The sequence below is a fragment of the Bacillus sp. LQ01 genome (genome assembly GCF_057624735.1).
In genome coordinates, this window is the sequence record NZ_JBYEZL010000001.1 from 1981555 (window position 1) to 2003091 (window position 21537).

Below are 21537 nucleotides of genomic sequence, written 5' to 3' on the forward strand. Positions count from 1 at the left end.
GATAAAATTTGTATGTATGTTTCTAAAAGACTCTTTCAAAAGTGGAGGGATTTCTTATTAGTAAAATAGGATTTGACTTGATAAACCTTGAGAGGAATTTTGATTTTGGCTATGAAGATATAAAAGAGATTTCTATGAGATGTAAATTTTCTAACTGTTCACATACAAATGAACCAAACTGCGCGGTTAAAAGAGCTATATCTGACGGTGCTCTTTCTGAAGAAGTAGTTAACAGTTACTATAGAGATTTTAATGAGGCACATTATGTTTCTAAACAGAAAAACAAAACAAAAGCTATTGATTATATGAAACAATTGAAGCTTTTTACAAAACCTTAAAACTAAATAAATAGTTTTTATTTCTCATTCCTACTAAATTTAAAATTCTCCATTATTGTATAACCATAAATTGAACCCATCCTAGATAATTTTTATACTTAAATTTAATTTCACATAAAAAACGTTTTAAACATAAAGTTTAAAACGTTTTTTTATTCAATGCTTTTGATTTTTCAATTCTGTTAAACACTCTTGCACTAAAGTTACCGCTTGACTCATCGCAGCTCCGCCAGCAAATGCTGCTGAAACACCACATGCTTCCAGAATCTCTTTATCCGAACATCCTTGATCAAGACAACCTTTTGTATGATAAATTGTACAATACTCATCTTGCGTTGCTAAACTAATTCCTAATGCAATAAGTTGTTTTTCTCTTTTTGTTAAAGAACCCTCTTGAAAACAAGCTTGCGTGAACGCATTATATGTCTCAGCGATTTCAGGAATTTGATTTGTAAAACTACCTATACCTTCTTTATAATGATGTAGAATATCATTTATCGAACTATGTTGCTCATGTTCCATCTTATTCCCTCCAGTCATATTATCCATACTTATTGTAGTATGTGATGAAATGGAGGCAATATACCTTCTTTTAAATTAAGAATTTTCAATTAATTTGAGTTATAATTTTAAATTATCATCGACAATAACTTTTTCTCTAGAACTTTTTCTTTCAACCTCTTTACTTCTTTCTTCCCAAAATGTTAATCCTTCAATCCCCACATTTTTAGGATTAAATACTGGATCTTTCCCTTCTTTTTTCTGCGTTTCATAATCTTTTAACACTTTTAATGCGGTTTTACTTAAAAGTAAGATTGCGATTAAGTTTAACCATGCCATACTACCGATTCCTAAATCTCCAAGATTCCATAAAAGCGACGCTGATTCAACGCTACCGATGTAAACCATAATTAAAAATCCAAATTTCAAAACTGGTTTTAACCAGCCATACTTCAGTTGACGATCTAAATAAGTAAGTGTCGTTTCAGCGATATAGTAATAAGCGAGTAACGTTGTAAATGCAAAAAAGAAAATCGCAATTGAAATAAATATTGGACCAAACCCTGTTATCACAGTTTCAACTGCTTGTTGTGTATAAATTGGACCAGCTTCCACATTTTCTATGTTTTGTACAATGGCGGTTTTCCCTTCAGGTATAACATTATACATACCTGTTATTAAAATCATAAGAGCTGTCGCTGTACATACGACAATTGTATCGATATATACGGAAAACGCTTGAACTAATCCTTGTTTTGCGGGATGCGATACTTCAGCAGCCGCCGAACTATACGTCGCTTCTCCGACACCAGCAACGTTTGAAAATACAGCGCGTTTTACGCCCCATGCAATAGCTGCACCAACAATTCCACCAAACATTTCATTTACACCAAATGCGCTAGAGAAAATTAAAGCAAACATACTTGGAATCTCCGTTACATTCGCAATTAATATGATACATGTAACAATTACATAACCAATTGCCATAAATGGAACAAGCATTTGAGAAACGCCAGCAATTCTCTTTACACCACCAAAAATAATTGCTGCTAGTAACACGACTAAAAATATACCAGTTATATATTTGCTAATACCATTAGAGTTTTCAAATCCAACTGCGATACTACTAGATTGAATACCTGGTAATAACACGCCATATGAAAGTGTTACAACTACTGCTACAATGACTGCAAACCATTTCATTTTCAAACCTTTCTCAATGAAATATGGAGTACCGCCGCGATATTCATTCCCTACTTTACTTTTGTATACTTGAGATAATGTTGATTCTACAAACGCGCTCGCTGCCCCTAACAAAGCCATTACCCACATCCAAAATACAGCTCCAGGACCGCCGAAAGCAATTGCTGTCGCTACCCCTGCAATATTACCAATTCCAACTCTTCCTGATAAGGCTAAACAAAATGCCTGAAAAGATGATATTCCCGTCTCTGAACTCTTTCCTTCAAATAATAGTTTAATCATCTCTTTAAAATAACGGATTTGCAAAAAGCGTGTTGCAATCGTGAAATATACGCCTGCCCCTAATGCAAAAACAACTAAACCGATACTCCACACTTGCCCTACTAACCATTCTACTAAATTCTCCATCCAAATCCCCCTTATCATTCTTTGGAAAAGCAATTTTGTATATAAAAAAAACGGACAACTATTATCAAACTTTCTAGTTGTCCGCATCTTTCATTATTTCATCCCTCAATTTTTATCAGTAAAACGCCCTATTACTTTATATTTACCCAAACACTTTTCACTTCTGTATAATTATCAAGCGCATATGAACCTAATTCGCGGCCAATACCAGATTGTTTATATCCACCAAATGGTGTAGCTGCATTTTCTAAGTTATAATCATTAATCCACACTGTTCCTGCTTTTAATTTATTTGCTACTTGATGACCCGTTTTGATATTTTGCGTCCATACACCCGCAGCAAGGCCATAGGATGAGTTGTTCGCTCGTTCAATTACTTCTTCTGTCGAATCAAATGGAAGTACGACAACAACTGGTCCAAATATTTCTTCCTTAACGATTGTCATATCGTCTGTAACATCTGTGAATATAGTTGGCTTAACGAAATAACCTTTTTCAAGCGCACGTTCGCCACCAGCCGCAACTGTAGCACCTTCTTTCTTCCCTTGCTCAATGTAATTTAACACACGCTCTTGTTGTTTCTTAGATACGAGTGGACCCATTTCCGTTCCTTTCTCCATACCTGCTCCAAGTTTTACGTTGTTCGCCATTTTCACAAGTGCATCTACTACAGTTTCATAATGTTTACGATGAACAAATACACGTGATCCTGCGCTACAATTTTGACCGTGATTATACATAATACCTTGGAATGCACCATTTATCGCTTCTTCCAAGTCCGCATCTTCTAAAATGATATTTGGTGATTTTCCGCCAAGCTCTAACGTTACATGCTTAATCATTTCTGCAGATTGACGCATAATATACTTTCCTGTAACAGTAGATCCTGTAAAAGCAACTTTATCAATGTCATGATGATTTACAATTGCAGCCCCTGCTTCAGGACCAAAGCCTGATACAAAGTTTACAACGCCGTTTGGAAATCCAGCCTCTTTAAAGAGTTTCGCTGTATATAGTAAAGATAAAGGCGTTTGCTCTGCTGGCTTTAATACAATCGTACAACCTGTCGCCAGTGCAGCTCCCATTTTCCAAGAAGACATAACAAGCGGAAAATTCCACGGAATAATTTGTCCTACAACACCAACAGGTTCATGTCTCGTATAATTCAAGTAATCTTTTGAAATCGGGATTGTTTGCCCAATAATTTTTGTAGCCCATCCTGCGTAATAACGATAATTTTCTACAGTCGCTGAAATATCATCATCAAGTGCTACTTGATATGGCTTTCCATTATCTAAAGCTTCTAGTTGCGCTAATTCTTCTCTATGTTCTTCAATTAAATCTGCTAATTTATAAATAAGATGCGCTCTTTCAGCAGTAGCCATTTCTGCCCACGGGCCAGATTCAAATGCAGATCTTGCCGCTTTTACTGCAGCATCAATATCCTCTTCTTGCGCTTCACATACGACTGCTAGAACCTCTTCTGTTGCTGGATTGTACGTTTCAAACGTCTTTCCGCCAATAGCAGAAACAAATTCGCCATTAATAAACATTTTAATTTCTTCATTTAAAAACGCTTCCACTTTTGGTTTCAGCTCAATATTTGTCTTTAACATTATGTTCTCCTCCTTATTTAAACAGCTGCATGAGCTGCAATATTTGATAAAATCGTTTGAAGCTTTTGATCTTCTTCTACAGTTAACCCTAGTCTTGGATAGCGAGAAGGTCCTCCCGCTTGCCCATGTAATTCCATAGAACGTTTAACGATTTGAACATATTTCCCTGATCCTTCAAGAAACTCGCAAAGTGGTAAAATAGCATCGTTTATTTCCCACGCCTTTTCTAATTCACCATTTTGAAAATGCTCATACATTTTTGTAACGAGACCGGGAACGATATTTCCTGCTACTGAAACCCATCCCGAGGCACCAACTAAATATGATTCCATAACTAAATCTTCAGAACCACAGAAGACTTGGAAAGCCCCTTCACTTTGTCTTACTAAATCTCTCGCTTTTCGAATATCTCCGCTAGATTCTTTAATATGTGTAACATTTTCACACTCTTTTCCAATACGGAGCATTAGCTCTGTACTCATATCAACACCAGAAGTAAATGGATTATTGTATAACATAATTGGTATATTTACAGAGTTTGAGATTTCTTTAAAATGAAAATAAATCTCCTCTTCCTTCGGTTTACAATAGTAAGAGTTTATAATTAATGCACAATCCGCTCCGTGCGCTTCTGCATGTTTCGTATATTCAATTGTTTCTTTCGTCGTCTCTGCTGCAGTTCCAACAATAACTGGAATACGGCCATCAATTTCTTTCAACACGGTTGCTACCATTTTAAATCGTTCTTCTTTTGATAAACTTACAAATTCTCCTGTACTTCCATTAATGATGATACCTGCAACGTTTTGTTCGATAAAGTAATTTACATTTTGCTTTACCCCATCCCAATTAATTTCCTGAAATTCATCCATCGGTGTTATTAATACTGGAAATGCCCCTTTAATTTTTTGCATATTTATCTCTCCTTATCACATTTTATTTTAATAAGAAACCTGCCGGAAACGGATCCGTAGGGTCTAATAGAAACGTCTGCATCCCTGTAATAAACCCTCTACTTTCAAAACGGAAAATGTATCCTAGTTCCTCCTTCTTCACTTTCTCCACAGTTATAAAACTATTAAATATACTTTCATTTTTAAAAGGTTTATCCGCCATATAATCATTTTTAAATAACGCATGAACATAGGAAACAATAGTAGAAACAAAACCTGGCGAATGTACGATAAAGTTATCTTCATGAAATGTAATCGATTTTATATGGTTCTTTTCTTTTTGCGAAGGATCTACTAAAATAAGCCTTTTTATTAGCGACTGTTTTTGTATAGTCTGTAGTGTAGCTTCTCCCCATCTTTTCAATTCAGAAATGTTTTCCATGCGAATTTCTGGCGAATACGCACCTTTCTCTACAACTGCATATACTTTATCTGCTTGTATGAGAGAATAACTTACATTACCAACCTGTAAATTTTCCTCAATCATATAGCATAGTTTGCTTTCAAACGAAACCGATATAACTTCATCATTCTCTACATACGCATGAACTAAAAATATTCCAGATAACGTTTCAATTTTGTATTGATTGGACTCTCTCTTTTTTAAATACCCACTTTCGAGTAACATCGTTATTACTGCAACAATGCCTCCATAATGAAGCGGAACCGAACCTTCATGATTAAAAAATAATACAGCTGCATCCACTTCGTTATAGATAGATGGAACGACAATACACCCATTCAAACCGATAAAACCACGTGGTTCATTTAATAAAAGCTTCATCTCTTCTGCTAATTCACCTGAAAATTGTTCATTTAATTGCTCCAAACTGTAGTAGTATTTGCATGGTACGTCTTTCATTACACGAAATGCCTCGCCATTTACATGTACGTCTACTGCTGTATACATTTTTTGAATGTTCATTTTATATCCTCCGTTTCATGTTCCATCGGCGGAATTAGCAAAAATCCTTCTTTAAGTGGATCCATTTCATTGTAAAAAAATCTATGCATACCCATAAGCCAAGCTGATCCCGTAATTTTCGTTATGACAGCTTCAATATTTTCAACATGTGTCGTATTCATGACATATCCTTTAAATAAAGAACCAACGATACTCTCATGAATGAACTCTTCACCAATTTCGATTTCTTTCTGAGCGTATAATACAGCTAGCTTCGCAGATGTTCCTGTACCGCATGGAGATCGATCTATTCCGCCTGGTGGTACAACAACTGTATTTTTCACATGCGCACATTCATGAGTAGGATCTGTATAAAATTCAACATGTGTTAATCCTCTTATAAACGAATACTCTGGATGAGTGATTTCAAACTTCTCATTAATTGTGTTTCTTATATGAATCGCCTTATCGATGATTGTAGATGCATTTTCTGGTACTAATTCTAGATCTACTGATTTCGCATCAATAATGGCATAAAAATTCCCTCCATACGCAATATCAGCCTCTATAGTCCCAATGTCTTTCACTTGTACAGTAATATTTTTCAATAAAAAAGCTGGTATGTTACAGAAAGATACTTCTTTTGCTTTTCCATCTTGAACAGCAATATCTACTTCAACTAAGCCAGCCGGTGTATCTAGTTTTAAAGAAGTAATCGGTTCAACTACCGGAATTAAACCTGATTCAACTAACGCTGTACATACACCGATTGTATCGTGACCACACATCGGTAAATATCCACCTGTCTCTATGTATATAACACCTATATCAGCCTCAGGATGACATGGGTCTGTTAATAATGCTCCTGACATTACATCATGACCACGCGGTTCATTCATTAACAATTTTCGAATCCAATCATACTCCTTTTTCATATGTAACATCTTCTCTGCCATCGTCTCTCCAATCAACTTTGGAAGTCCACTAATTAATGTCCTCGTTGGATTCCCACCTGTGTGTGTATCAATCGTCGTAAAGACTCTTTGTGACCTCATCCGTTTAACACCCTTTCTGTAAAACGACTCAAACGAAGTGGTTCAATAGGAATAATTGTCTCTTTTTCATTTAATAACTCTTCAATTACTTTTCCAGTAACTGCTGCAAGACTAATCCCATCACCTTCATGTCCAGCGGCAATGAAATAATTCGGAATATGTTCCACTCGTGAAATAATCGGTAAATGATCTTCTGTCCACGGACGTAAACCAGCGTAAAAACGAATTACCATCATATCTGCCATTTTCGGATAAAAGCGAATTGCTCTATTTGCGATACATTTAATGACTTCATTATTTATCCTCGTATGAAATCCTACAAATTCACGACTACTACCAATTAAGAAATTTTGACTTTCAGTAGGCTCAAATACGAGCGCAACCCCGTATTTTTCAGTTAAAGCATCCACTTTTCGTTTTCCGCCAAATTTAGAAATTAAATAACCGAATTCCATTACTTTACGGCATCCTACGTGTTGTTGCCTTGAAGCTACAATAATATGCCCTTTTCTCGGTTCAATTGGTATATTTATATTTAACATCTGACCAATCTTAGGAGCCCACACACCGGCTGCATTTACAACTTGTTTTGCTGTAAAAGTTCCATTCGTAGTTTCTACAACAAATGAACCATCCGTCTCTATTTCCATACTCTTTACTTCCGTCTGCTTAAAAGCTTTTGCGCCAAACTTTTGTGCCTCTGACAGAAGCGAGAAAGCAAGGAGATATGGATTCACAGTTGAATCCGTCGCACATTCTAAACCGCCTAATAAATCATCAGCAAAAAAAGGCGACTCTTCCCTTATATCTTGCCTATCAAGCATTCGAAACGGTAATCCAGCTTCTTGTTGCCGATTTACCCATTGCTGCGCAGCTTCCATCTCTTCGTCTGACTCACATACGAGAATACTTCCTGGTGCCCTATATTCAAATGAATGCTCTAATTCTTCACTTAAATCAGTTACTAATTTTTGACTTACTAAAGACATTTGACTATCAAATCCCGGGTCTTTATCAATGGCCAAAATATTCCCATCACACCGTGAAGACGTCCCGCTGACAAATTCCCCTTTTTCAATGATTGTTACGTCTCTTCCGTATTTTGAAGTGTAATAAGCGATAGAACACCCTATTATTCCACCACCTATAATTAAAACGTCGCAGTGCCTCACAATATACTCCTCCTTTCCTAGCCCTCTCACTTTCTTTTTATGCAATTGACGTGCCAATTCTGTACATATACAATTTTTATAAAAAATATTTTTATTTGTAAAAATATTTTAAATTCATAGTAAATAGGTGTATTATTTTTTTATCACTGTCAAAATTTTTATACATAACAGGAGGACATTATGGAATTCTCATTTCCGACTATACAAGAATTTTTGGAAAGCGTTTTAATCAATCATACATGTAGCCTTGATCGCATTAAGAAAATAAACGAAAGGTTTTATTACCTCCCTTCTACTACAGAAGAATATAATTGCGCAATTATTTATGTAGATGACTCATTCACTGCATTAATTGACGCTTTTTCTTATGAATTAGCTGTTATCATCCTTAACGAAAACGATGAGCCGATATGCTGTATAACTTCTCAGCAAATGATTCCATTTCTTTATAAGTCCTACAATGAACTACAGTCATTTTATGACACTGTAATACAAACAACTGACTCTTCTGTTACAGTAATTGATAGTAAAGAATGCGTTCGAACTTGGACAGATGGTGCTGAAAAAATATTTTCAGTCAACCATAATGAGATTATTGGGCAACCGATTACTCGTTTTTTTGATTATAAAGACTTGGAAATTTTACAATCTTTACATGATGGAAAAAGCATAGTCGCTCAGTTCCATCAGCCTCGCCCCGATTTATTCGTATTAATTAATTCAAATCCAGTTTATTGTAATGATGAAATTATAGGAGCAGTCGTTTCAGAAACAGATGTTACAAATCAAGTCGCTTTAAATGAAAAACTATTTAATATGTCACATGAAATGCACCGTTTAGAACAAGAAGTGGCAAAGTATAAAGATGAATCCGATCCATTCCTTGCGATGAATGGAAAAAGTCCTGTTATACAAAGAACGATACAATTAGCTAGAAAAGTTTGTTCGGTGAAATCAACTGTTTTAATACTTGGGGAAAGCGGAGTTGGAAAAGAAGTATTTGCGAAAGCAATTCATGAAGCAAGTGAAGCAGCGAAGGCGCCTTTCATTTCGATTAACTGCGGGGCAATTCCAGAAGCATTATTTGAAAGTGAATTATTCGGTTACGAGCGTGGGGCGTTTTCTGGAGCAAATAGTAAAGGAAAAAAAGGTAAAATTGAACTCGCGCAAGGCGGTACTTTATTTCTTGATGAAATAGGTGAAATGCCACTTGATATGCAAGTAAAACTGTTACGTGTACTGCAAGAGCGAAAGTATTACCGAGTTGGTGGTGAAAAAGAAATTAATATTGATTTCCGTATTATCGCTGCTACAAATCGTGATTTACAAGAAGAAATGAGAAAAGGAACTTTCCGAGAAGATTTATATTACCGCTTAAATGTAGTTAGCTTGCAGATTCCACCGCTGCGCGAAAGACGCGAGGATATTATTGAATTAACCTATTCTTTCTTAAACGATTTTTCAATCAACTATAACAGACCAATTCGTGACTTACCTTCAAGCATTATGCATGAACTGCTTCATTACAATTGGCCAGGTAATATTCGCGAACTTCGAAACGTTGTTGAACGGCTTGTGGTATTCGCAACAGACGGAATTATAAAACAAGAATATTTACCATTTCATACGACTGAAACTTTAGACAACCATACAGCCCATTCCCTATTACTCAGCAACAATAATACAATCCTTTCTTTACAAGAAGAGATGGATGAGCATGAGAAAAAAGTTATTGAAAGGGCTTTACGAATTTTAAATGGGAATAAATTAGAATGCGCAAAACAACTTGGTGTAACAAGGGCTACTTTATATAACCGTTTAAAGAAACTTGGACTTCAATAAAGAAGCAGTATGCACCGATCAGGCATTTACAGATAGCCCTCTCCTCCTCTATATTGGCATGATTTTTGCATATATAATTTGTGAAAACCGAACTAGAGGAGGAATACACATGACAAATAAAAACAACTTAATCGTTTGTCGTTGTGAAGAGGTTACATATGGGCAACTTCAATCGACAATTGCTGAATATAACTGCTCGGCAAGAGAATTAAAACTAAGAACACGTGCTGGCATGGGATTTTGCGGTGGTCGCACATGCAGAATAATGATAGATCGAATGATTGAAAATGCGAATCCTGACGTAACTCTTAATGAACTACCGTTAAAATATCAACCACCAATACGTGCAGTTACTTTTGGATCGGTAGGTGAAAGTAAATGAGTAGAATTACACATCACCCTATTTTAGGCACTTTACAAAGTAGTAAGCGTATTACCTTTCAATTTAACGGTCATCAATACGAAGCATATGAACATGAAACGATAGCTGCTGCCCTGTTAGCAAATGGAATTAGGACAGTAAGAGTTCATGAAGATAGCGGAACACCGCGAGGTATTTATTGTAATATCGGGCACTGTTCCGAATGCCGCATGACAGTAAATAATCAAACAAATGTACGCGCATGCTTAACTGTTGTAGAAGAAAACATGGTTGTTGAAAGCGGGAAACAGCATCCGAATATCGTGAGAGAGATGGTGAAAAAACGATGAGTGATGTAATTATTATTGGTGCAGGGCCAGCGGGATTATCTGCTTCTATTTCTTGTGCTCGTTTCGGAATAAAAGTGCTCGTTATTGATGAATTTATGAAGCCGGGCGGGAGATTGTTAGGACAGTTGCATCAAGAGCCTACTGGAGAATGGTGGAACGGAATAAAAGAATCGAAGCGACTTCATGAAGAAGCAGCATCACTTTCAGTACATATCAGGTGCGGTGTTTCGGTCTATAATTTAGATAGAGATGAAAACAATTGGTTTGTACATACTAATATCGGTACGTTAGAAGCACCTTTCGTACTACTTGCTACTGGAGCTGCGGAATATTCTATCCCCCTTCCTGGCTGGACACTTCCAGGAGTGATGTCAATTGGAGCAGCTCAAGTTATGACAAATGTTCATCGCGTGCAAGTTGGAAAAAAAGGAATTATTATTGGTGCTAACATTTTGTCTTTCGCCATTTTAAGTGAATTGCAATTAGCGGGAATTACAGTGGATCATATTGTACTCCCTGAGAAAAGCGAGTTAAGTCAAAAAGCTGGTGAACCTGAAGAAGTTTTAAACTCTCTTTTAAATGCAGCACATCTCGCTCCTTCTGCTATTTTGCGAATAGGTAGCCACTTTATGAAATATGATTGGGTTCGAAAAGCTGGATTAACATTCTATCCAAACAGCGGAATGAAAATAAACGGAACGCCACTTCACCTTCGGAAAGCAGCTCTTGAAATTATCGGAACAGATCAAGTTGAAGGTGTACGTGTTGCTAATATTGACTCTAAAGGAAATGTTATTAATGGATCAGAGAAAATATATGAAGCAGATTTTGTTTGTATTGCCGGGGGATTATACCCACTTGCCGAACTTGCAGCTGTAGCTGGTTGTCCCTTCCATTACATTTCAGAATTAGGTGGACACGTTCCTCTCCATTCCGAAACAATGGAAACTCCTCTTCCTGGTTTATTTGTAGCTGGCAATATTACAGGCATTGAAAGCGGAAAAATTGCGATGGCGCAAGGAACAGTTGCAGGTCTATCTATTGCTAAATATGCAAGCAAAAAACGTGATATAGTCGACCAACAATTATCTCACGCCATTCAAAACGTTCACTTTGTTCGTCAGAAATCTGCAATTCAGTTTAATCCGATGGTAGATATCGGTAGACGAAAGATGAATGAAATTTGGCGTGATTACTCATCTACATATGCACATACTAAAAAGAGCTGCTGAGATTATTCTCAACAGCTCTCTTCTCTACTCATCTGAGTTATTAAATTTCGCTAATGCGTAAATGCCTTCTTCATCATCTAATTCAAGTTGTAATCTCGCTGCGAATGGATTGACATTATATTCTCTGTCAAGCAATAAGCGTAAAGCTTCGATTAAGTTTGCTTGAATTAAAATTTGCTGGCGACCATTTACCTCTACTTCCGCAGAGAAACCGTAGTCGTCATCATACATGAGTTCAACTAATACTTCTTCTGGACCCACTTGTCTTTTTTCAGCGATATATATACAAAGCGCATTTATAAGCTCTTGTTCAGAAATTTTTATTGTTTCCATGCTACTTCATCTGCCTTCTTCTTACGTTGGTCTTTGAAGTATTTAAATGCACGAACTGCTAACATTACGATACCAGCCATTACTAACATATTTACCATAAATGCTAATACAGAACCAAGAGCTCCCATATTTGCAAATAAGCTACCCATTAGTAAACCACCAAGACCACCTAGTAATAAACCTTTCATAAAGCTTCCTTTATTACTTTTTGGTGCCGTGTTTGTTGCTTTCGTTTTTGAATCTGGAGTCGTTTTTTGAGAATTTACATTTGAGTCTTTTTTGTTTAAATCAACTTTTGGCTTTTGACCTGAACTTGGTGTAAATGATTTTTTACCAGATTTGTAACTTTTCGCTGCTGCATGATCTACGAACATAAAGCTGCTAGCCCCAAAGATAACCATGAATGCTGTCATTACTGCTACAAGTTTTTTCAACATATTATATCCATTCTCCTTTTATATAGATATATGTGAAATCTATCTTTCTAGTAAATTCAGAATGATAGATTTGTTTTTAAGAACATTTTAAAGGTTCTTATGAACTTATTATATGAACTTTTATCGAAATATGCAAGTATTATTTACTTTCAACAGTTTGGTCACAAAGGAAAAATTAAGCAAAACAGAATTGACTTTAAATGAAACAAAACATATTATAAGTTCATAAGAACTTTTTATTATTTTGGAGGTGAAAAGATGGAAACATTTCATCTCACACGAAACGAAATGGCTACCCTTCTTCTATCACTAAGAGGATGGAATACGAAAAAGCCTCTCGGTATTTTACAAGAAGCTTGGGCAAAGTCACATAAAAAAGATATTGAAAGCGGACAAAGCGTTACAGCTTTTATTACTACCGCACTTTCACCTATTTTTGAAAAGCTGATTAAAATTGACGATACTGATGTCGGTTTTTCTTTAAATGAAATAGTTGCGCTTGGCAATCAGATTGAAAACACAAGTTTCTCTGTAACTGCTATGCAAAACTGGGTGAAACGAGATATAAAAGAAATGATTGGCTCTCCTCAAAAAGGGAAAAAATATTCAATTGAACAAGCAGCCTTACTATTTATTGTCGAAGATTTAAAAACAGCACTTGATTTTGAATCCATTCGTAAGCTATTACGCCTTATTGTAAATGACCCAGCCGATCGAAGTGATGATTTAATCAATCCTGTTCATTTATATGTAGCATACTCTTCTTTATTTGAAGAACTCAATCAAGGGAATTGCTTACAATTAAATGCAACAGATACCGTTCATACAATTGAAAACATCGTAAAAGAAAAAGCTGATAAAATCGCAAGTAAGTTCGATCAAATTAATAACGAACAACGCGAAGCAATTCGTAACGCTATTATTATTGCGACCCTTTCTGTACATACCGCTTATGTACAAATGTTAGCAAAGCGTTACGTAACAGCAACTTTATTTTTACAGAACTTAGATGTCAAGCCTTAAAAAATAGGAGCAGAAATGCTTCTATTTTTTATGAGAAATTTTTAATAATCTTTTCATTAACCCTTCATGAAAACGTGGCTTATATACTTTACTATAATACTTATGAGAGACATAAAAGAATTGAAATAGCAATCCCCTATGCAAATAAGGTATAATCTACATATGGTGAACCTTTTATGCGATTAAATAAAAGGTTCTTATAATCAAAAATTCATAAACTAGAAGGTGCAACAATGTTAAGTAGTTTTATTCATTCAGTATTAACGTTTTTTGAAGGATTAGGTTATTGGGGCATTATGCTTGGACTTATGATTGAGATTATCCCAAGTGAAATTGTCCTTGCTTATGCAGGATACTTAGTATTCAATGGAAGTATCTCATTTATAGGCGCAGTTGTATTCGGTACAATTGGCGGTGTTATTGCCCAAATCTTTATTTATTGGCTTGGACGATATGGTGGACGCCCTATATTAGAACGTTATGGAAAATATATTTTCATACATAAAAAGCAAATAGACGCTGCAGAAGATTGGTTTAATCGTTACGGAACTGGTGTCATTTTTACAGCACGCTTCATTCCAGTAGTGCGTCATGCGATTTCAATTCCTGCTGGTATTACAAAAATGCCTTTACTACGTTTCACTACACTAACAGCACTTGCGATTATCCCTTGGTCTATTATTTTCATTTATTTAGGTGAAAAACTAGGTGAAAATTGGGAAAATATTAACGATATTGCTGGTCCGTATGTGAAATCATTCGCAATTGGTGGCGTCGTACTTATACTTTTATACTTCGTTATAAAAAAATGGACAAAAAAGCGTAAAAATCTTGCTTAAGAATATAAAAAAGCCGCTATAAATTCAGAATTATAGCGGTTTTTTATTTATATTAATCTTCAGGAATTATATAACACCTTTCCATCTACATTTATATGGATAAGCAACCATTCAATCATTTCTTTCGTATATTATCTCAAAAAGGAGTGATTCCCCTATGCATTGGCAGCAAAAAATACAATACTTAATCGGACGTCCTATCGGCATTTCTTTCATGAACGGGCAAGGAACTTCTGGTGTATTATGTTCAGCGCATGATGATCAATTATATGTGTATGAATACCTTATCAAGCCCAGTTCGCAATGAAACATTATGATTATAGACAGATTCAAGATATACATGCATTCCCAAATTGTCCTCACCAAAATCCTCTATACTAAAAAAATCGGAACGGCTCATAGCCATTCCGATTTCTATACTTTATTTCTCAGAATTAAATTTTTGCACTGCTTCATCAAAATAAATCCAACCTTTCCAGCCTAAATGAATCGTATCTTTTAAGAAATACTTATCATATTCATGACCAGAGAAATCAACTACTGGATATCCTGCTTTCTCAACCTGCTCTCGAACTTTTTTATAATACACTTCACGGCGTTCTTTCGGGAAGCCAGTATAATCATACCAAGGCCCATTTACAGGTACAGAAATAAAGAGTGGTTTGACATTTTTCTCTTTAAATAAATCTAAAATAATTTGTAAATCATCGTATTCTGGTGATTCATCATATGTTTCATTTGCTCTAAAGTTTTTTAAACCTTTTAGTTTTTTCTTCAGATTATTTTTATGATAATACGGATTTTCAATTCCGAATGTATTTGTAGTAGACTCTGCTTTCCCTTCTTGTTCTGCGTGTTTACGTGCGTCTTCCCAAGAAATTGAACGAAGTCCGATATTTGTTTTCTCTTTCATCGGTTCGATTTTAAATAAAGAGTTAAATAAATCTCTATGATCTAAAATATTTCGATGCATATAAGCAAGTGGTTTAACTAAACCTGCTTTTATGTTATGTTTCGTATCATTATATACAATACCTTCTAATGAATTTTTTAATATATCATCTTCTTGAACAACTTTATAATCTAATAGCCGTTTCGCGATTTGCTTCTTCATTCCTGGATTTATCTCATCATTAAAAATAAAATGATATGCTTGTTGTTTGGAGAAATTATTAGTGAAATCCCCTTGTGATACACCAGTCTTTGTAAACCATTGTGGTGAAAGAACAAACACTACTTTTTTACCTTCTAATTCATCCATAGTAGATGTCATATTTAAAATATGAGCTAAACTTTGTGTACCACCAGTTCCAATTAAAAACGGTGTAAAACCAGCTGGATTTACTTTGAAATAATTAGACGGATGATATGCATCCATTCGTAAAAATTCTGATGAACCGTACATCGGTAAATACTGTGAATTCTCTAACATTTTTTGCTGTAAGAAAACACTTTGTAATTTCTCTTTTTGTAAAGAAGTTGCCGCATCTTCTACCTTCTTATCACTAATAAGCGATACTAAACTTTTCGATGGGATTAGAATGATAATGAAAAAAAGCACACACGCTAAAATTATAGGACCAAAAGCATGCTTCATTTTCATCTTCTGTCCCTCTTTCTATCGTTATTAAATTGTAACCCTTGTTTTTGACACGTCATCTTTTCTCTCCTTTGTCTCTATACATGTTCCATTCTATTTATCTATTATATACATGTATGTATTTCCTTCCTTGTTCTATTAAGCCCTATATAAATAGCGCAAGAAAATGTTTCCATAGAAACATGTTAATTATACAAGATTCTACATAAATTTCACACTGGAATTTTAGTAATAATTTTATTTTTTAACAATGAAAAAATATATGAAATGTCTAGAATTCTTTGGATGATGTATGGAGTTCAAAATATGATAATAAGCGCCCGCTATGATCAACTTCATGAGTATATATAAACCCGAGCTTTCGTAAAAGTTTTTTCGAGCTCTCATTTGCTACTTTAACTCTAGCAATTATTCTTGTTACATTCAAAGTCTCTATTGCATATTTAATGGAAGCCTCTGCTGCTTCTAATGCATACCCATTCCTCCAATGTTCTGGGTCAAGAAGATACATAATTTCTATTTCACCTGTTTCATCTACCTTTCTTAAACCACAATGTCCTAAAAGCTTTCCTGTTTCACTATTAAATAACAACCATACCCCGAAGTCATACTGTTCCCAATGTAAGATAAGTTGCCCAATATAATCATTTGTTTCTTCCTTCGACATTCCTCTTGATTTAGCCAGCCATTTGCCAACAGTATCTTTTTTTAATATGTTATAAAACTGATCAATATCTTCTACAATTGGTTTCCTCATAAATAATCTTTTTGTATAAATTACTTTCTCTTCTTCAAACATAGACATCATTTTCCCTCCAAATACTGTTTACAGACTAATAAATTATACCATGAACTATTTTTCTAACTTTAAATAAGAAAAAACAGACTATCACATACGTGAAGTCTGTTTCCCCATTCTTTTATTTTTGTAAATCTGCCCATTTTAAACTTGTAGCTGGACCAAATTGATGTACATATAAATCTTTCACATATGGTTTTTGTAAGTAAGATAATCCACGCTGGAATACCGGTGCAATTACTGCATCATCAAGTAGCATTTTTTCAGCATCTTGCATTGCTTTCCAGCGAGCCTTTTCATCATTACCTAATTCTGTTTTAATCTTCTTAATTAATGCATCATATTCTGGATTTGCATATTCTGTATTATTAACACTGCTTCCAGAAAGGAATACTTCTAAGTAAGTCATTGGATCTGGATAATCTGGTAACCAGCGTGATAACGACATTTCATATTCTTTCTTCTTCTCAAGTGCTAATTTTTGCGTATGCGGCTGTAATTTCACATTCACTTTTAATCCTGGTAAGTTTTTCTCAAGCTGCTCTTTAATGTACTCTCCAACTTTTTTAAAGTTTTCTAAGTCATAATTTAATAATTCTAAAGTCACTTCATTTGTACCTGTCTCTTGTTTTGCTTTCTCCCAATATTCCTTCGCCTGTTTTACATTTGTCTTATTAAACTCACCAGACGTACTTCTAAAATCTTTCTTATCTGGGCCCTTTAAAAATCCTTTTGGTACGTAATAGTTCGCTGCAACCGATCCATCATTTAAAAATGAATCTGCGAGTCCCTTCTTATCAAAAACTGTACTTAGCGCAAGACGTGCATTTTTATTTTTAAGAATCGGTACATTTTCATTAAATCGGAAGAAGTACATAACTGGATCTGTATATTGTTTTAGCTCTTTATTATTTTTATATTTATCTACGAATTCTGTAGAAATAACAGCTCTATCAACTTTATCTGTTTCATATAAATTTACCGCAGTTGAAATTTCTTTTACAATTTGATAGTTTACTTCATCTAACTTCACTTCTTTTTTATCCCAATACTTATCGTTTTTCTTCATTGTAAAGCTAGCTTCATGCTTCCACTCTGATAATGTAAACGGTCCATTATATACCGCTTTATTTGCTTCTAATCCATATTTATCACCTTGCTCTTTCGCATATTTTTCGTTAATTGGATAGAAGGATGGTAAAATTAATAATTTCGTAAAATACGGTACAGGATGTTCTAGCTCTACGACGAATGTTTTATCATCCTTCGCTTTTACTCCTAATTCATCTAGACCTAGTTGTTTTTTATTTATCTTCTCAGCATTTTTTACATCGTACGCAATGTATGCATATTGAGAAGCTGTATCTGGATTAATCAATTGCTTCCAAGCGTATACGTAATCATGGGCGGTTACTGGATCTCCGTTAGACCATTTCGCATCATGCAATTGGAATGTATATGTCTTTCCATCTTTACTCACTTCATATTTTTGTGCGCCGGCTTCAATTACTTCATCATTTTTCGATAGACGAAATAGTCCTTCCATTACGTTATTCAAAACGTTAAACGAGACTGCATCTGTTACTTTCCCTGAATTTAACGACGGAATTTCACCCGTTTCTAGTAACTGTAATACTTTCTTCTCATCTTTGGGCTTTGTTGCAGTTTTTTCTTTTGCGCAGCCAACTAAAAATGAAGAAACTAATAGAGTACTAACTAATGAGTAACGAACAACTTTTTTCATTTAAAAACCCCCTCTATTTTTAAGGTAAGTAACGACGAGCACCAGCGTATTCTTCTATATATCCTGGTGTATTTAGCGGTATAATCTCTACCGATCTTTCAGCTCTTGGTGAGTGAATCATATTGCCATCACCAATATACATTGCGACGTGATGGACACTACCTTTCCCTTGATCATGTGCAAAGAAAATTAAATCTCCTTTTTGTAGATTTTCTTTATCAACTGCAACTCCTGCTCTTGATTGCGGTCCAGAATCTCGGGGAATTGTAATGCCGTGCGATTTATAGATCGTATGCGTGAAGCCAGAGCAATCAAATCCAAAACCACTTGTACCAGCCCATATATACGGTAATCCTAAAAACATTTTCCCTGTGTTAATTAAATCATCGGCCGCCGGAGTTGGAATATCAGTTTGAGATTGGTAAACTGTTCCATCATTTTTACGTATCCATGCTTTTTGCCCATTTGGCAACAATACACGGTATGAAATTGTGTCTTCACTTAATAGCGGCAGTCTTGTATTATAACTGACTTCAAGCGATTTATGTTTTTCAGAAGGGTTTATATATAAAATCGCTGTTGGTTTGGTTATTAAGACAAAAGGTTCATTTGTTTTATCTGCAAATTCTTGATTATATGTTAATTGTTTTTCAGGCATCCAGCCCGGATAACCTTCTTCATTTCGGGGTGTTGGCTGTCCATGCACTAATACCTTCACCCATTCGCCTTTCTTATCAATAACAGTTACTTCTTGACCGAGTAACGCTTGTGTTTCTAATTTATTTGCATTTGTTAACCATAGTTTCTCGTCAAGTGTCATTGATTTCGTCCATTTCCATAGATCCACTGGATTTGTTGTACTCGGTGTATCGATTGGCCTTAATGAATCAGGTACTGTCCATAACGTTGCAGCAGATACATCTATAAATGCTTTATTATCCTTCTTTTCTTCAGCATTTGCCGATGTAAACGATGAAAATATAAATAAAGTTGTTAAAAATGCAGTTCCTACTTTTTTCATATTTATCCCCCTTAAAAGATAGTTTACTAGTCTCTTCTCCTAAGACTTACTATTCACTGTCGATTGAAGGTTTACCTTTGATCCAGAATAAGTCATTCCTTCTGGCTCTTCCATTAACCAAAGCGGTGCATCAAGATCAAAATAATGAATATTAGGATGCGCTGCCGCTAAATGCGCAACAGCACTAACGGAAAGTGAAGATTCCATCATGCTGCCCACCATACACTTCACACCAGCTGTTTCTGCGATATCTGCAATACGCCATGCTTCACGTATACCACCACATTTCATTAATTTAATATTAATGAAGTCTGCATATCTTCCTTGAACGAGCTTTAATGCGTCACTTGCTGAAAATATACTTTCATCGGCCATAATTGGCGTTTGCACACGATCTTTGACATACTTTAACCCATCCCAATCTTTCGCGTGTACTGGTTGTTCAATAAATTCTATATTTAAATTACGATTTTCCATCTCTTGAATAATAGAGACCGCTTCTTTTGGACTCCAACCTTGATTCGCATCTAAACGTAATATCGTATTTCTTGGTACCACATTTCGAATTGCCTCAATACGTTCCAAATCTAAATGCGCCTCTTTACCCACTTTAATCTTTAATGTTTGAAATCCTTTTTCTATATGTTTCTTCGCTTCTTTTGCCATTAATACAGGCTCATCCACACTCACTGTAATATCGGTATGAATTTCTTTCTTCCCGCCTAACAATGCATATAACGGCACATTTTGATATTCGCAATATACATCATATAAAGCGATATCTACCGCTGCTTTGGCACTTGAATTTCCAATACAACTCATTTGAATGCCCTGTAGTAACTGCTGAAACTGAATGATATTTTGACCAATTAAACATGAACGCATCGGTCCTAAAATCGCTTCTTCCATTCCGCTGGTGAAATCCCCCGTAATAACTGGCGTTGCGGCTGCAGCCCCCTTACCAATCACTCCTTCGTCTGTATGAATATAAACATCTATACTTTCAATTTCTGTTACAGTACGAAGCGCGGTTTTAAACGGTGTATGCAGTTTTACACGTCTACGATTTACTTTTACATCTGTAATTTTCATTTTGTTCATCCTTTCATTCTCCAATGAAGTGAAATTTTAATCCACCGGAGATTTATACCCACGGATTATTAGGTAAACCTATTGGGCATTTACTCTTCTATCTCTCTACTTTGTTTTCGTTCACTTTTGATGTAGGACGATAATGTGAAATAAAAAAATCCAGCCATAAGAATGATTCTTACGGCTGGATTTTGTCTATGATTGAGTAGACAAAGCAGCAATCTGATTATATTTTTTCTGTGCATCTTTTAGCGCTACAAGTAACGCTTTTTGAGAAGAACCGAAATATCGGTTCTTTACTTCCATTACTAACGCCGGGTCATTTATATTTTTATGTAGAAATAAATATTTAACAAATTGAGATGTTAATGCAATTGTCGCTGAGCAGTCTGCATCTACAATTTCCCCTGTATCCTTAACAAGTATAAATGCTACGAAATAGCTTTTAAACTTTTCAGTAATGGGATTATTTTGAGGTGCTTTCGCATCCCCTACGATATAAATTGTATTTGAGGCGTACACAGCTATCTTCCTTTCTTATACGAGGATAACGGGTTTCTTAATAGTCGTATGAGCGAGGAACTCAACGTTGATTAAAAAATGTATCCGCTTACCTTGTATTATAATATAATTGACAGAATTTTAACAACATTTATTTTAGTGCATATTCCATATTTATGAAAATAGCTTAAACTCTTCATTTCTACAATATGT

The 21537-nt window shown here is 35.2% G+C and carries 22 protein-coding genes and 1 pseudogene; 8 read left to right on the top strand and 15 right to left on the bottom strand.

What is annotated here, in order from left to right; genetic code table 11:
• The first annotated feature begins 41 nt into the window (after positions 1–41).
• Positions 42–338: a P-loop NTPase family protein gene (locus AC22L0_RS10365; protein WP_000398282.1), complete on the top strand. Its 297-nt coding sequence runs from the start codon at positions 42–44 to the stop codon at positions 336–338.
• A gap of 156 nt (positions 339–494) precedes the next feature.
• On the opposite strand, the gene AC22L0_RS10370 is transcribed toward AC22L0_RS10365, so the two are convergent.
• The 7 genes from AC22L0_RS10370 to AC22L0_RS10400 form a co-directional block, all read right to left on the bottom strand.
• Positions 495–887: a carboxymuconolactone decarboxylase family protein gene (locus tag AC22L0_RS10370; protein ID WP_002005224.1), complete on the bottom strand. Its 393-nt coding sequence runs from the start codon at positions 885–887 to the stop codon at positions 495–497.
• 72 nt (positions 888–959) lie between these two features.
• On the bottom strand, positions 960–2450 hold the full coding sequence (locus AC22L0_RS10375) for an alanine/glycine:cation symporter family protein (RefSeq protein WP_487272259.1): 1491 nt from the start codon (positions 2448–2450) through the stop codon (positions 960–962).
• A 131-nt stretch (positions 2451–2581) separates the two neighbouring features.
• Positions 2582–4066 carry an aldehyde dehydrogenase family protein gene (locus AC22L0_RS10380; RefSeq protein WP_000920982.1) on the bottom strand — a complete coding sequence of 495 codons (1485 nt, stop codon included), beginning with the start codon at positions 4064–4066 and terminating at the stop codon, positions 2582–2584.
• Between the two features lie 17 nt (positions 4067–4083).
• A complete protein-coding gene (gene dapA, locus AC22L0_RS10385; protein WP_001169459.1) occupies positions 4084–4980 on the bottom strand; it encodes a 4-hydroxy-tetrahydrodipicolinate synthase in 897 nt (298 codons plus the stop codon).
• A gap of 22 nt (positions 4981–5002) precedes the next feature.
• Positions 5003–5944: a proline racemase family protein gene (locus AC22L0_RS10390; RefSeq protein ID WP_016110140.1), complete on the bottom strand. Its 942-nt coding sequence runs from the start codon at positions 5942–5944 to the stop codon at positions 5003–5005.
• The gene (locus AC22L0_RS10395) at positions 5941–6978 is read right to left on the bottom strand and encodes a proline racemase family protein (RefSeq protein WP_001257540.1); all 1038 of its coding nucleotides are present in this window, start codon (positions 6976–6978) and stop codon (positions 5941–5943) included. Before AC22L0_RS10395 ends, AC22L0_RS10390 begins: the two co-directional genes overlap by 4 nt.
• Positions 6975–8150, bottom strand: a complete 1176-nt coding sequence (locus AC22L0_RS10400) for an NAD(P)/FAD-dependent oxidoreductase (RefSeq protein WP_087967018.1) — start codon at positions 8148–8150, stop codon at positions 6975–6977. Before AC22L0_RS10400 ends, AC22L0_RS10395 begins: the two co-directional genes overlap by 4 nt.
• Positions 8151–8330: 180 nt before the next feature.
• Between AC22L0_RS10400 and AC22L0_RS10405 the strand changes: the two genes are divergently transcribed.
• The 4 genes from AC22L0_RS10405 to AC22L0_RS10420 all read left to right on the top strand — a co-directional run bounded on the left by AC22L0_RS10405 (position 8331) and on the right by AC22L0_RS10420 (position 11935).
• On the top strand, positions 8331–9992 hold the full coding sequence (locus tag AC22L0_RS10405) for a sigma-54 interaction domain-containing protein (protein ID WP_000395824.1): 1662 nt from the start codon (positions 8331–8333) through the stop codon (positions 9990–9992).
• A gap of 109 nt (positions 9993–10101) precedes the next feature.
• Positions 10102–10374 (top strand): (2Fe-2S)-binding protein, encoded by a 273-nt coding sequence (locus tag AC22L0_RS10410; RefSeq protein ID WP_000182619.1) that lies wholly within the window; start codon positions 10102–10104, stop codon positions 10372–10374.
• Positions 10371–10703: a (2Fe-2S)-binding protein gene (locus tag AC22L0_RS10415; protein WP_016110142.1), complete on the top strand. Its 333-nt coding sequence runs from the start codon at positions 10371–10373 to the stop codon at positions 10701–10703. Before AC22L0_RS10410 ends, AC22L0_RS10415 begins: the two co-directional genes overlap by 4 nt.
• Entirely contained in the window at positions 10700–11935 is a 1236-nt protein-coding gene (locus tag AC22L0_RS10420; RefSeq protein WP_087967016.1) for an NAD(P)/FAD-dependent oxidoreductase, read from the top strand. Before AC22L0_RS10415 ends, AC22L0_RS10420 begins: the two co-directional genes overlap by 4 nt.
• 24 nt (positions 11936–11959) lie before the next feature.
• Here the strand turns inward: AC22L0_RS10420 and AC22L0_RS10425 are convergent, their stop codons facing one another.
• Complete coding sequence (locus AC22L0_RS10425) at positions 11960–12268, bottom strand: YxcD family protein (protein ID WP_000447747.1); 309 nt, start codon at positions 12266–12268, stop codon at positions 11960–11962.
• Entirely contained in the window at positions 12256–12705 is a 450-nt protein-coding gene (locus AC22L0_RS10430) for a hypothetical protein (RefSeq protein ID WP_487272260.1), read from the bottom strand. Before AC22L0_RS10430 ends, AC22L0_RS10425 begins: the two co-directional genes overlap by 13 nt.
• A 258-nt stretch (positions 12706–12963) precedes the next feature.
• Between AC22L0_RS10430 and AC22L0_RS10435 the strand changes: the two genes are divergently transcribed.
• The 3 genes and pseudogenes from AC22L0_RS10435 (at position 12964) to AC22L0_RS10445 (ending at position 14948) form a co-directional block, all read left to right on the top strand.
• On the top strand, positions 12964–13728 hold the full coding sequence (locus AC22L0_RS10435) for a DUF1836 domain-containing protein (RefSeq protein WP_000447231.1): 765 nt from the start codon (positions 12964–12966) through the stop codon (positions 13726–13728).
• A 233-nt stretch (positions 13729–13961) separates the two neighbouring features.
• Positions 13962–14567: an undecaprenyl phosphate transporter UptA gene (gene uptA / locus AC22L0_RS10440; protein ID WP_000952913.1), complete on the top strand. Its 606-nt coding sequence runs from the start codon at positions 13962–13964 to the stop codon at positions 14565–14567.
• Between the two features lie 157 nt (positions 14568–14724).
• Positions 14725–14948 (top strand): annotated as a pseudogene (locus AC22L0_RS10445) (hypothetical protein).
• Between the two features lie 40 nt (positions 14949–14988).
• Here AC22L0_RS10445 and dltD read toward each other — a convergent pair.
• From dltD to AC22L0_RS10475, 6 genes are all read right to left on the bottom strand, one after another.
• Positions 14989–16170, bottom strand: coding sequence for a D-alanyl-lipoteichoic acid biosynthesis protein DltD (gene dltD, locus AC22L0_RS10450; protein ID WP_000782305.1), 1182 nt, complete (start codon positions 16168–16170; stop codon positions 14989–14991).
• A gap of 268 nt (positions 16171–16438) precedes the next feature.
• On the bottom strand, positions 16439–16972 hold the full coding sequence (locus AC22L0_RS10455) for a GNAT family N-acetyltransferase (RefSeq protein WP_000061613.1): 534 nt from the start codon (positions 16970–16972) through the stop codon (positions 16439–16441).
• Between the two features lie 115 nt (positions 16973–17087).
• Positions 17088–18710, bottom strand: coding sequence for a peptide ABC transporter substrate-binding protein (locus tag AC22L0_RS10460; protein ID WP_000758258.1), 1623 nt, complete (start codon positions 18708–18710; stop codon positions 17088–17090).
• Positions 18711–18729: 19 nt separating this feature from the next.
• Positions 18730–19731, bottom strand: coding sequence for a C40 family peptidase (locus AC22L0_RS10465; RefSeq protein ID WP_000755430.1), 1002 nt, complete (start codon positions 19729–19731; stop codon positions 18730–18732).
• Between the two features lie 39 nt (positions 19732–19770).
• Positions 19771–20832, bottom strand: a complete 1062-nt coding sequence (locus AC22L0_RS10470) for a dipeptide epimerase (RefSeq protein ID WP_001038457.1) — start codon at positions 20830–20832, stop codon at positions 19771–19773.
• A 186-nt stretch (positions 20833–21018) separates the two neighbouring features.
• On the bottom strand, positions 21019–21345 hold the full coding sequence (locus AC22L0_RS10475) for a DUF3870 domain-containing protein (RefSeq protein WP_000271312.1): 327 nt from the start codon (positions 21343–21345) through the stop codon (positions 21019–21021).
• Positions 21346–21537: the final 192 nt, after the last annotated feature.